Origin of the sequence: Moritella sp. 28, assembly GCF_018219435.1 — a bacterium.
GTDB lineage: Bacteria > Pseudomonadota > Gammaproteobacteria > Enterobacterales > Moritellaceae > Moritella.
On sequence record NZ_CP056121.1, the window covers coordinates 1,428,890 to 1,441,498 of the forward strand.

The 12,609-nt window shown below is 39.4% G+C and carries 9 protein-coding genes and 1 pseudogene; 7 read left to right on the top strand and 3 right to left on the bottom strand.

Features of this window, described 5'->3' with window-relative positions:
• Nucleotides 1–30 precede the first annotated feature (30 nt).
• The 3 genes from HWV02_RS06395 (at nucleotide 31) to HWV02_RS06405 (ending at nucleotide 2,784) form a co-directional block, all read left to right on the top strand.
• Complete coding sequence (locus HWV02_RS06395; protein WP_211678994.1) at nucleotides 31–1,794, top strand: hypothetical protein; 1,764 nt, start codon at nucleotides 31–33, stop codon at nucleotides 1,792–1,794.
• 69 nt (nucleotides 1,795–1,863) lie between these two features.
• Complete coding sequence (locus HWV02_RS06400; protein WP_211678995.1) at nucleotides 1,864–2,346, top strand: hypothetical protein; 483 nt, start codon at nucleotides 1,864–1,866, stop codon at nucleotides 2,344–2,346.
• A 39-nt stretch (nucleotides 2,347–2,385) separates the two neighbouring features.
• Complete coding sequence (locus tag HWV02_RS06405) at nucleotides 2,386–2,784, top strand: 3TM-type holin (RefSeq protein ID WP_211678996.1); 399 nt, start codon at nucleotides 2,386–2,388, stop codon at nucleotides 2,782–2,784.
• 196 nt (nucleotides 2,785–2,980) lie between these two features.
• Here the strand turns inward: HWV02_RS06405 and HWV02_RS06410 are convergent, their stop codons facing one another.
• Nucleotides 2,981–5,383, bottom strand: coding sequence for a Lon protease family protein (locus HWV02_RS06410; RefSeq protein ID WP_211678997.1), 2,403 nt, complete (start codon nucleotides 5,381–5,383; stop codon nucleotides 2,981–2,983).
• Between the two features lie 117 nt (nucleotides 5,384–5,500).
• Here HWV02_RS06410 and HWV02_RS06415 point away from each other — a divergent pair, with 117 nt between their 5' ends.
• On the top strand, nucleotides 5,501–6,121 hold the full coding sequence (locus tag HWV02_RS06415) for a PolC-type DNA polymerase III (protein ID WP_211678998.1): 621 nt from the start codon (nucleotides 5,501–5,503) through the stop codon (nucleotides 6,119–6,121).
• A 17-nt stretch (nucleotides 6,122–6,138) separates the two neighbouring features.
• Here the strand turns inward: HWV02_RS06415 and HWV02_RS06420 are convergent, their stop codons facing one another.
• Nucleotides 6,139–7,392 (bottom strand): ATP-binding protein, encoded by a 1,254-nt coding sequence (locus HWV02_RS06420; RefSeq protein ID WP_211689971.1) that lies wholly within the window; start codon nucleotides 7,390–7,392, stop codon nucleotides 6,139–6,141.
• 82 nt (nucleotides 7,393–7,474) lie between these two features.
• A complete protein-coding gene (locus tag HWV02_RS06425; protein WP_211679000.1) occupies nucleotides 7,475–8,164 on the bottom strand; it encodes a response regulator transcription factor in 690 nt (229 codons plus the stop codon).
• A 563-nt stretch (nucleotides 8,165–8,727) separates the two neighbouring features.
• Between HWV02_RS06425 and HWV02_RS06430 the strand changes: the two are divergent.
• The 3 genes and pseudogenes from HWV02_RS06430 to HWV02_RS06440 all read left to right on the top strand — a co-directional run.
• Nucleotides 8,728–8,871 (top strand): annotated as a pseudogene (locus HWV02_RS06430) (AbgT family transporter); the annotation flags it as partial.
• A gap of 204 nt (nucleotides 8,872–9,075) precedes the next feature.
• Nucleotides 9,076–11,457, top strand: a complete 2,382-nt coding sequence (locus HWV02_RS06435; protein WP_211689972.1) for a fatty acid cis/trans isomerase — start codon at nucleotides 9,076–9,078, stop codon at nucleotides 11,455–11,457.
• Between the two features lie 148 nt (nucleotides 11,458–11,605).
• A complete protein-coding gene (locus HWV02_RS06440) occupies nucleotides 11,606–12,580 on the top strand; it encodes a CHAD domain-containing protein (protein WP_211689973.1) in 975 nt (324 codons plus the stop codon).
• Nucleotides 12,581–12,609: the final 29 nt, after the last annotated feature.

Genomic DNA, 12,609 nt, shown 5'->3' on the forward strand with positions numbered 1-12,609 from the left:
TAACTTTATTACATTTAAGGGAGGACAGGTATGTCATTAAATAATAAAGCTAAGATCAGTGGTGTTTTATCATCCTTAGCACATGATGTTGAGCGTACGCGCCAATATTTAAGAACTGAGCAATTACCTTATGAATTACCGGAACTTGGTTTTGATCTTAAGTTAGCATTGTCATCGCTTCATTCAGGACACGGTGATCCTGGACTGAGGGTGAAACCTGTCGCACATGCTCATCATTTATTGCCGATAAGTAGGGTTGAAGGAAAATTGATTGCCTGCCAAAGCGGCTGTTATGTAAGTAATCAGATCAAGCTTAAAGTGGTAGAGCAAAATGAGCAACTGCTTGATGTAACCGCCGTCATTTTTCTTGGCGACGATATTGATGAACCACCCATTAAACAAGCTAAAGTTGAAATCAATATTGATCATAGTTTAGCTAGAAATATGAATAATCTAGTCGATTTGTCTGAATTTAAGGTATTGAATCCAATCGCATATACGGACGATGACGGTGAGGTTAGGTTTCAAATTCAAGTGCCAATATCGGGCAAAGGGAATCTTGATTTCCCGATAGATATTCATTGTGAAGTTATGAATAAATCTTTTATTTTGACTGCCTTAACTGGGAATGTTGAGCAAGAACCGAGTCTGGTAACGCTATATTCTCAGGTCTGGGATGAACAATTATTATCGATGATTTTTACGGTTTTAGACAGTGAAAGTAAGCCTATTACTAATCGAGTTCTCTCGATTACGATCGATCATGATCTGGCAAGTAACCTCAATGGTAACAACTTTAGTGAGTTACTCAGTATTGGACAAACAGAGTTAATCACGAACGAGAGTGGACAAGTTGAGCTTAGAATAGCGAATGCCAAAATAAATAAAGGCGAGTTGCAGTTACCCGTGACATTCAAATTTTCTAAAAATGAATTACGCAAAACCACCCTTGTCGCAACAGGTGAAAATACTTTGCCTGCGTTACTTTTAGTTGCTGATATGGCTGGTGTTGAAGAGCGTTATGAAGGTGGTTGGTCAGATGATGACTCATTAAATCAAGGTCAAGGTGGGCTCAATCATAAATTTGTCATGACACTTGATAAGGCGTCACCTGACGATTATCAAGTAAATGTAAAAATAGAGCACCAAGATACAGACGCTAATGATTTCTTACTATTACAAGCCAGTTATGTTGATAGTCTTGGACAAACTCAATGGGTTGATATTGTCAACGGGGATGCAACGATTACCATTCCTGCGAGTGTTACTGTCGTCAATATTGACGCTCAGACTCAAGAAGATGCAGATATGGAAGGGCATGAACGATTTAAGATCGTCATCGAAGCCGTATCTGGTGTGACAGGCTTAGTGAGTGCACAGGGGATCATTTTAGAAGATGATTCGCTGGTGGATTTACCCATATTAAGTTCGTTGAAAGTTATTTCTGATCCTAGTACTTGGAAAGAGGGGGGGTATGCTACTTTCGAGTTGATTATAGATAAGCCGACTGGCGATGTTACTTGTGCCAAATTATTTATCCGTCACTTAAATACTGAGCAAAATGACTTTACGTCTGAAATAACGGTGTTTAATGGGGTCGGTACTTGGCTAAGAACATTAGGAAGTGTTGGTACACAATATTTTTCGATATCTGCTGGAGAGTCTCGCATGACATTTAATGTGCCATTCAGAGACGATGGTATTGTTGAAAATAACGAACAGTTTGAACTCGTTGTTCAGGGGGTTGAAGGTGTTAGGGGCTCGCTCACTACTGGATGTCAGATTTTAGCATAGCCGTTAATTTAGGGTGTTATTTTGGCGGTATTCGCTTGTGTATTAAGTAGGTAATTTACGAGGTTTATAATGAACGAAGGTAATATTGAACAAGGTGCAGAACACGAACTTGGACGAATTTATGATATGGGGCAGTTTGTCGCAAATTTGGGGAGACAGGTTCATCAAGCAAAATTGCTCTGTGCTAACAAAGCATTATTAACAGATTTCAAAGTTGAAGCAAAAATTGTACTCGCAGATGCAGAGAAGGTAATTGTGGTCGACCCAAGTAAGCTTATTGAGCTTGGTGGTGAACATTATACGACTGTCAGTGTTCAGTTTGCGCCAGAAAGCATAGACGAAGAGCAAGTTAAGTTAATCATGCCATTGATTATTGGCTGCACTCGGGATTATGCAGAGCGTCAATTACAGAAATTGGATATTGCGTACGATATTATTGAGCAACCGATAGATGCTCAGGCGCAATATGGTGTGGTGATTACTCAATTTCCACTTGCAGATATAGAGTTCGGTATTCACGATGTTGCGCGAGTCGTTATTGGTTGCGCGTAGTGAGTTTTAGTATCTGGTTATTACTTACTTGGAGAAGATATGAACTTGTTCGCGAGTTTTTTTAATCAAGGTGCTACTGAGCCGATTAAAGCGGTGGGATCAGTACTTGATGATCTGTTTACGTCTGACGAAGAGGAATTGTCACTAGCGCTGGTTAAACAGCGACTAGCACAAAAACCAGCGCTAGCTCAGGCTGCGATAATGCAAGCTCAAGTGCAGCATCGAAGTATTTTTGTGGCAGGCGCGAGACCGTTTTTAATGTGGGTGTGTGGTGTCGGTTTTTTATTCTCATTTGTGATAAACCCTTTATTACAGTGGGGACTACCAAGGGCTGGTGCACCAGAGTTACCCCTTAATGTCATGATGGAATTAACACTGGCAATGTTAGGACTTGCAGGGTTACGCACTGTTGAGAAAATTAAAGGTGTAACGAGATAATATTAATAGACAGTAAAAGCCAGCATGTAGCTGGCTTTTTTACATCTATTAATTTTTTATGCGCATATTTACAGAATTACATAAGTTTTTATTTTTGGCATTAAAGTATGTCAACTGATTTGATGAATGCTTAACTCTAAATGAGTAGTTTGTTAATGTTCATCAATGTTCATCAATGTTCATCAATGTTTTTCATTTAGTTACGTGGGATTGCACTATTATTATTTTCACGCAAATTATTAAGTCGGAATTGAGTAATACCAAATACTGAGCTATCAGGATATTTCCCATCAGCATCACTGGAACCTGCTACGATATTGATTAGAAGATTAATTGCCTCTTTTACATGATCAATTGCCCAGATATGAAACAACCCATTCTCAATGGCTTCGACGACATCACAGCGTAGCATTAAATTATGGACATTAGCTTGTGGTATGATCACACCTTGAGTGGCGAGTGACCCTTTTGCTGAACACACGTCAAAGAAGCCTTCTATTTTCTCATTAACACCACCTATGGGTTGAGCATGGCCGAACTGATCCATCGAACCCGTGATCGCGATATCTTGACGTAATGCCAATTTAGAAAAAGCGGATATGATCGCACAACATTCCGCTAGTGATGCACTATCACCGTCGACTTGGCCGTAAGATTGTTCGAAGGTTAAACGTGTCGTGAGTGGGATCTTGGCGGTTTGACCAAACGCAGAGGCAAGATAGGCAGATAAGATCATGACCCCTTTAGAGTGTATACTCCCACCGAGTTTCACTTGACGTTCTATATCAAATATTTCTCCTTCACCAAATGAGGCGGTCGCGGTTATTCGTCCGGGGATCCCAAATTGATGTTCGGAGGTACTAATGACGGACAAGGCGTTGATCTGGCCAATTTTTTTACCACTGATATCGATTAACGTAGAGCCATTGATAAAGCTTTGTAATAGGTAGTCTTGTAGTCGACCGACACGTTGCTGCTTATTTGAGAGCGCTTGTTCGACATGATGTTGCCTGATCAGCGTCGCATTAGCTAAGCGTGCGCAGTAGTTTGCTTCGCGTAATAGGTTGGCTATATCAAGCGAATGTAACGATAGTTTTTCTTGATCTTCAGCCTGACGAGAGCTGTATTCAATGATCCTGCTTATGGCTTTTCGATCGCAATGTAACATAGCGTTATCATGCACGATGCTCGAAATGAACTGAGCATAGTGCGCTTCTGCAATATCGCTTCTCGGCATCACATCTTCAAAGTCAGCCGTCACACGAAACAGCTCTTTAAATTCAGGGTCATATTGCTGAAGAAGCTGGTAAGTTTCATAATCGCCAAAGAGGATAATTTTAACTGACAGTGGGATCGGTTCTGGGTCTAACGAGATAGTACCCGATAAACTGACTTCTCTTTCGAGTGAGCTTAGATTTAATTTATTGGCGCGTAAGGCTCGCTTTAACCCGTCCCAAACATAGGGGCGCTCAAGGACTTTAACCGCGTCGATCATCAATACGCCGCCGTTGGCTCGGTGTAAACTGCCACTGCGGATCAATGAGGCATCGGTAAAAACAGTGCCTTTAAATGTTGCATTTTCAATATAACCAAAAATACTATGGTAGTTAGGACTTTCTTCTACCACGATAGGAAAGGAATCTGCTTCTTGGCAAACCAAGACGTTGACTTGATAGCGGCGAGGCATTTTTTTATCTAACGCTGCATAAGCTAATGAAATATCATCCTCACTGCCTTCTACAAATATTTCGAGGTTAGTGAGTATGTCTTTATTCATCGCACTGAGGTGTGCTTTAACTTCTGAAAGATGATTATATTTTTCTTTTAAAGGCGTGGTGCAATGTACTAATACTTCGAGTGCGATTTGTTCATCCATCTTCTGACTTTTATCAGTATACTCTTCTTCCCAGATGGTTAACTGGCGGATTATGTCACGCAATTTGCTTTCAAGTTCAGAGATATTACTCTCAAAATGCTTTCTTTCTTTGTCTGTTAATTGATCGAAACCTTCTTCCGTATAGGCCTCACCTTTGGGATCAACCGCAATGAGTTGGTAATCACCTTGTGCTGTGAGTGATAGGCTGATGCTGTGTTGTTTTGCTGACTTGGTTAAGTCTTGCAGTACCGCCTCTTGTTTTTCTTCCAGCTGGCTCTTTAACTTATCGGATCGGGTGAAATAGATTTCATTATCAAAGGCCATCGGTAATGCTTTTACTAATCGATGTATCAGACTCTCAACATCTTTTTTGAATTGATGTCCTTCTCCTGCAGGTAGTTTTAGCACTTTAGGGTGGCGAGCATCATCAAAATTAATGACATAACACCAATCAAATACGGCACTGTTATTGTCGTTAGGTTCATGACGATTTAAGTACCGTAATATCATGGTACGCTTACCTAGACCATTGTTACCTAACGCATAAATGTTGTAGCCTTTTTCTTTAATCGACATGGCAAATTCGACGGCTTGTTGCGCACGATCTTGACCAATAATTTGATCTAATGGTTGAAGGTGCTTAGTTGATTTACAGTCGGCAGCAAGCTTTGATAGTGTTGAAGGTCGATATAATTGACCACCACGTAGAGGTGTTATTGACATACAGTTCCCTCTTTTAAAACAGTCATTACCCCTAGTGTAGACATAGATCGCTTGTGTTAGCATACTGTTTTATACTTTACTGCCAGCTTATAGGCTACAAAGAGAGAGAAAGAAAGAATGATAGTGAACGCTGACACCCTGATTATATTAGATTTCGAGACTACCGGATTATCACCTAATATGGGTGACCGTGCGATTGAGATCGGTGCGGTGAAGATAGAAAATGGTGAGATCACTGAACGCTTTCAAGAACTGATGTACCCAGGCCGACGAGTGAGTGGCTTTATTGCTAATTACACTGGTATTACTAATAGCATGTTAGAAGATGCTGCGCCTTGTGAAGAGGTGATGCATCGTTTTGCTGATTTTATTCAGGGTTATAATTTGGTTGCGCATAACGCATCATTTGATAAACGTTTCTTAGATGCGGAATTAGCGCTAATCGGTCGCGAGTATGATGGTGAGTTCAGTTGTTCATTATTGGTGGCAAGGCGTATCTTTCAAGATGCACCGAGCCATAAATTAGGTGAACTGATTAAGTATACAAATATACCGTCAGGCGGTGGTTTTCACCGAGCATTATTTGATTCGGAAATGACAACGAAGCTTTGGTTAGTGATGTTAAATGAAATAAAATCACGTACCCAGTTAGTTGATATCCCCTTTAATTTAGTTCAGAAAATCGCAAAAACACCAAAAAAATCGGTGGATAGACTATTACTTCACTGTGCCAATTAACCCTCATTATGTCACCTTTAATAGGGTGGCAGTACATTTTTGTGTACAGGGATTATAAGCTCAAATTTAGCGCCGCCAAGTTGACTTTTTGATACGACTATTTGAGCTTCTAAGCGCTTTGAAGCACTTTTCGCAATTGATAGACCAAGTCCTAAACCACCTGTTTTACGGCTGCGGCTTTTATCTAAGCGAGCAAAAGGAATAAAAATTTGATGATAGTTTTCGGGAGGAATACCTGGACCATCATCTTCGACTGTTATTTTTATGGTGCTAGCAAGTTGAATAATGCTTACCTGAACAGCTGACTGCGCATGATTCAACATGTTTTTTAGTAAGTTATCAAATGCTAAGCGTAAGCACATCTGGCTAGTCGTCATTGTTATTTTATCATCAGCTCGATAAGTTACCTTTATACTATTAGGTACCTGATATAGCGCGATTCGAGATTGAATGAAATCGGTTATTATAATGGATTGTGCGTTATCATTATAATGGGAGTGTTTAGCGCTGACGCGTGAAAACGTGGTTATCTGCTCTGACAATTCAACCATGTCATCGACATAGTCATCGATACTATCCAGTAATTCTGTATGTTTATCTCCGCTTATATCTCGTTTCAAGATTCCGACGGCTAGTTGTATGCGGCTAAGCGGTGTTCTTACTTCATGAGGTAAGGCTTGTGCGAAAATTTCACCTTCATCAACGCGTTCAGTAATTGCTTTTGCCATGGCATTAAAACTAATAGAGAGATCATGCAGTAGCGGGGTGGTTCGAAGATCTACTCGTGCATTCAGGTCTCCTTTACCAAAGGTATGATTTATTTCAACTAAATGATTTATCTGAAGTTGTAACTTACGAATAGGGCGATATAAGTTTAGGGCAATAAGAAAAAGCATAAAAGCAAATGTGCCAAGTAAGATTAGATCGTCTTTAACGCCGTTTCTAAGTTGATCATCATAAAGATCTTCACTTATGGTGATCGCTGCTATGGCATTGCTGAGCCGGTACACGGCGAGATATTCGTTACTTTTTTGCATATAAATATCGACTTTATTAATAGACTTTATGTACTTGCATTCTTGGCAAGGAGATAAGCTTTTTAATAAGCTGATTTTTTCAATGTCGTAGTTGTATAAATCAACTTCGGCGCGTTGATAAAAATCATCTGCATTCATCGATATACTATTACGTTGGGACTCCAACACTCGATAAACTTGCATCGTATTTTGGTAAAAATGCTCGGTATCTTTTTGATGAGCGAATATATTCATTAACCATACTGTTAACAAAATACAGGCGCAGATAGCAATTACGATGCAGATATAAATATGCGAGAAGAGTGAAGTCAGACGATTATTCATTGATCAACATATAGCCTTTGTTACGGACTGTTTTTATGATCTGCTGAGTCGAGCAATCAATATTGAGTTTCTTGCGTAAGCCTGAGATCCGCATATCAATAGATCGATCAGAGAAATCATGGTCGATACCACGCAGTTGTTGGCAACACTCTTCGCGAGAAATAATTTTACCTACATTTTGGGTCAATAATAACAGTAGATCATATTCGGAATCGGTTAGATCTAAGGCTTTCCCTCTAAATTCAACACGCTGTCTTCTCGGATCTATTTTGAGTCTTTTAAGTTCAATTTCGTCAGGGCTACTTTTTTGCTGTCTGCTTGTGCGGCGTAGTAATGCTGCGATCCGTGCTGCCATAATATGTGGGCGCACTGGCTTGGTGAGATAATCATCAGCACCGAGTTTGAATAAGCTAATTTCGCTTAACTCATCATCACAAGCGGTTAATACTAGAATGGGTTCTTTAAAAAAGGTTCTCGCTTGAGCGCAAATGTCCATGCCTGATAAACCTGGCAGCATTAGATCTAAAATAAGTAGGCCAGGTTGATATTGCTTTATAGCAGTCAAGGCTATAGCACCATCATTAATAACCTTCGTTTCATAACCTTCGCTGTTTAAATACATAGCGGTTAATCTTGCAATTTCGTGGTCATCTTCGACGATTAATATTCGTGTACTAGGCATTGACCTCTCCCTTAAAACTATATTGATACTGAGTGTGTGGGTTTAGCTACACACGATTGTTGCCGTGGAGTATAAACATATTTATTGTTCTGTAACCTATCCGTAATTGGTACGAAATTAGGCGTGACAATAACAGTGATTTATAATGTTCTTTTTGGGCATATTTAAGTGCTTTATTTGCATTTATTTGCATTTATAGCGATTAAGTTACAATTTTGTGCTTATTGAGCCTGTATTATTGATTTTTTCTCTTACACTTGCTTACAATAAAAATGGGGCTTAATCACGTTACAATAGAATTTGGTTGCAAATAATACATGGCTAAATATAACTAAGTTTGGCTAATAAGTGCGGAGGGTAAATCATTTGTTGAATTAATTTACACAGCTTTAACATTCTACTTTTTGGTTATATATTCTTATCTACCTCTAATCCAAGCCCACTCTCAATCAGTTTGCTGGTATTCACTCGCTTTTTAGTCAATTGTACCGCTTATCTTTGTGTTGTTTATTATTCCTGTATTGTTTACGGCCGTACTTCTGGTTCGTTTAAATCGGGCGATGACGTTATTAGCGTTAATGATGCCTTACTCTATCGCAATGTTAATTGGCTGGACGATATTCTTGCTTGGTTATTGGGCGCTTGGTATTCCACTTGGAATACAAGCACCTTATGATTATAGATGGGCTAGTAGACGTAATATTTAAATAATTTTGTTAAAATATAAAATAAAGCCAATTTAAGCATATACTTGAATTGGTTTTTTATGTGTTCAGAGGTGGTAATATAAGCAAATAGTGAGGCAATTTGTATTTGTAACTTGGCTCGGTATATCATGATCAACCTTCTTTTAATATAAAGCCTACTGTGTTTACGTTTTATATATAAATATCAGTTGTGAAAGGATGCTAATGTCTCGCTTTTTCTTTTTTGTTTTGTTTATTCTTTTATCTGGTTGTGCTGCGGTGGTCGCGGTTAATTACGATGTTATGTATGGCGCTGAAGACGTGCAAGATCGCTCGGTGCCTCTATCAAGCTCGCAAGCCGCGACTTACCTTAATGATGTTCAGCCATTGTTAAATCAACGATGTGTTGTTTGTCATGGTTGCTATGATGCGCCTTGTCAGTTAAAACTAACATCTCCAGAGGGTATTGAGCGTGGATTAAGTAAATCTTTGCTACACAGTGGATCTCGATTACTTGCTGTACCACCAAGTCGTTTATATAAAGACGCAACGACGACACAAGCGTGGCGTGAGCAAGGATTTTCTGCGGTATTGAATGAGCGTAAACAAGTTGAAGAAGCAAACTTAATGGCCAGTGTGCTGTACCGCTCTTTGGAGCTAAAGCAGCGAGATGTGTTAACTGGAGAAACCGCATCAACAACAGTGTTGTCTGACAGTTATGACTTTTCACTTAACCGAGAACAGCAATGTAGTACGATAGGGGAGTTTGATGATTATGAATTACAGCATCCTGAAGGTGGCATGCCTTACGGTTTACCGGCATTAAATAATGATGAGTTCAAAATATTAACCTCTTGGTTAATGAAAGGCGCAAAAATGTCGTCATTACCAGCGCTGTCTGATGAGCATATCGTGCAAGTAGCATATTGGGAAAAATGGTTTAATCAAGCGCCACTAAAAAACCAGTTGGTGAGCCGTTATATTTATGAACATTTGTTTTTGTCGCACCTGTATTTTAATGAACTAGATAACACTTATTTTAAGCTTGTCCGTTCGATAACCCCGCCTGGGGAACCCATTGAGATTATTGCGACTCGTCGTCCGTATGATGACCCTAATATTGAGCGTGTTTATTATCGTTTACAGCGTGAACGTGAGACTATTTTAGCGAAGACGCACTTACCATATGCGCTTAATGCTGCGCGTATGTCGACATTTGAAGAAATATTTTATCAGCCAGAATATGAAGTAGATCATTTACCAAGCTATGAGCCAGAAGTGGCATCTAATCCGTTTGTTACGTTTGAGGCGATACCACCACAGTCTCGTTATAAATTTATGCTGCAAGAAGCCAAAAATACCATCATGGGGTTTATTAAAGGTCCTGTTTGTCGAGGCCAAATTGCTTTAAATGTTATCGATGATCACTTCTGGGTGTTTTTTGTTACACAAGAAGCACAAGCTGGATTGAATAGCGATAACTTTCTTTCTCAGCAAAAAGCACATTTACGGTTACCTGCTGAATCAGAAAGTAATGCTGGTGTAGTGGTTAATTGGTTTCAATATTCACAAGCACAAAAAGGATATTTAGAAGCTAAAAGTCGTAAGGTTAATCAGTTGCTTAATAAAGATTCATTATTGGATTTACACTTAGTTTGGAGTGGTGAAAACCTAACTACGACCAGTCAAGATCCGAAAGGAAATGATAATGCGGCATTGACGATCTTTCGTCATTTTGATAGTGCAACAGTGGTTAAAGGGCTTGTTGGCCAAGAGCCTAAAACAGCCTGGTTAATTGATTATCCATTACTTGAGCGTATTCATTATTTGCTAGTGGCTGGATTTGACGTCTATGGCAATGTTGGTCATCAGCTAAATACTCGTTTATATATGGATTTTTTACGTATGGAAGCAGAGTTTAATTTCTTAAATTTGTTGCCAAAAGAAAGCCGTCAAAAAGAACATGATTATTGGTATCGTGATGAAGGTATTAATGTCAAAAAGTATTTAGAAAATAACGATCACTTTTTTGCGAAAAATACTGATATTAACTACAAAACACAAAAGCACAAAACTGAGCTTTTTTCGTTATTGAAGACGCATTTAGAAAACGTATTACCCAACCAATATGCGTTAGCACAACCAGGTACACCTGTTAAAGAAGTAGCATTAATGCAGGTGATTATGGAATTAGTGGGCTCGCCAGTCAATCAGTTACCTGAAGTATCAGTATTACTCGTGAATGATGGTGATAACAAACGGGTTTATACCTTATTGAAAAATGTAGCGCACAGCAATATTTCGAGTTTACTCGATGAAGAGTCTAATTTGTTACCAGCAGAAGATACGCTAACGGTTGTGAGTGGTATTATTGGTGACTATCCGAGTGTTTATTTAACAGTAGAGGTCGATAAACTTCCAGTATTCGTCGCGCATTTGGCTGCGATGAAAACAGCTGAGGATTATACCGCTTGGTTAGATGATTATGGTGTTAGACGCTCAGATACTCGATTCTGGCAACATAGTGATGTGATCCAGACACTAAATCAACAGCTACAGCCTATTAACGCGGGTTTATTAGATTATAATCGTTTACAAAATAGGTAATTTACTAGGTTATAACCAATTGATTTTTTGATGCTTAAAACGTAGAGTAGCAAAGGATTAGAAAGTCAGAACGAGATGTGTAAATCGATATTCGCAGAACGTCATGGCTGATTATATTAGAGTCGGCAGGCAAGATAGGTGACCATTTATGTCAATGATTAAACCATGGAAGTTAATAAGTCTGTTATTTATTTTACAGTTATTAGCTGGCTGTGAATCAAAACTTGAACAAACACAAACGACAATTAACCAGCAAGTTGTAAGGGTTGAAAGCGATCTTGATAGATTGGGCTCGGCAATTGACAATGGCAGTATTCGAAATGCAAGACTGTTAACTGAGTATGCGCAAGTTTTAAAACAACAAAAACCAGAGCTAACACGTATAGCGAACCTGATTGCAGAAGATGCGACTCGACAAGGGCCTTTGTATCAGAATCTTGGTATGCGTTTAAGAGATGTTAAATCAGAGTCGGTCACGTTAGATAATGCTAATTCATTACTTGATGAGCTTACTCGTATTCAAGAAGCGGCAAGTCCGAGTTTATTTAATGATGCGTTAACAGATCCAATTAATGTGTTGGCGGATATGTCTGATGGTCACCTCGCACGTGTTGGCGCTATTAGTCAAATCGCTGAAAGAAGTTCGGGCGATGGCTCGGACTATGGTGCGGGTAGTCAAATGGTTGGTAACCCGAATTATGGTAACTGGCAAAGCGGCAGTGGCGGTACTAGTTTCTGGCAGTGGTACGGTATGTATCGCATGCTTGGTGATTTAACGGGTCGTGTTAATTATTCAAACTGGAGTAACAACCGCCGTTATAGTTATTACAGTGATTATGGCCGTTCACGTTATACCAGTCCCAAGCAAAGTGCTAAGCAAGCCGCTGTTGAAACTAAGACTCGCAAGTCTTTTCAGCGTAAAGGCCAATCATTTAGCTCTCCTTATGCGAAAAAACGTTCAGGTTCTGCCGGTTTGAGCCGCTCTAGCTACACGCCAACGAAAACTGTGAGTAGTTATTCTAAACCGAAAAAGTCGTTCACAGGTAGTAAAGCTACAAGTAATACGGGGTCATTTCGTAATAGTGGCAGCCGTACATCACGTGGTGTGAGACGCGGTAAATAGTAGCTATTATAACAAATTGATAGAACTGT

Bases quoted from the DNA above. Each gene is read 5' to 3' on its own strand.
- HWV02_RS06395 (WP_211678994.1), top strand. From the start codon at position 31: ATGTCATTAAATAATAAAGCTAAGATCAGTGGTGTTTTATCATCCTTA.
- HWV02_RS06410 (WP_211678997.1), bottom strand. From the start codon at position 5,383: ATGTCAATAACACCTCTACGTGGTGGTCAATTATATCGACCTTCAACA.
- HWV02_RS06435 (WP_211689972.1), top strand. From the start codon at position 9,076: ATGTCTCGCTTTTTCTTTTTTGTTTTGTTTATTCTTTTATCTGGTTGT.
- HWV02_RS06440 (WP_211689973.1), top strand. From the start codon at position 11,606: ATGTCAATGATTAAACCATGGAAGTTAATAAGTCTGTTATTTATTTTA.
- HWV02_RS06415 (WP_211678998.1), top strand. From the start codon at position 5,501: ATGATAGTGAACGCTGACACCCTGATTATATTAGATTTCGAGACTACC.
- HWV02_RS06400 (WP_211678995.1), top strand. From the start codon at position 1,864: ATGAACGAAGGTAATATTGAACAAGGTGCAGAACACGAACTTGGACGA.
- HWV02_RS06420 (WP_211689971.1), bottom strand. From the start codon at position 7,392: ATGAATATATTCGCTCATCAAAAAGATACCGAGCATTTTTACCAAAAT.
- HWV02_RS06425 (WP_211679000.1), bottom strand. From the start codon at position 8,164: ATGCCTAGTACACGAATATTAATCGTCGAAGATGACCACGAAATTGCA.
- HWV02_RS06405 (WP_211678996.1), top strand. From the start codon at position 2,386: ATGAACTTGTTCGCGAGTTTTTTTAATCAAGGTGCTACTGAGCCGATT.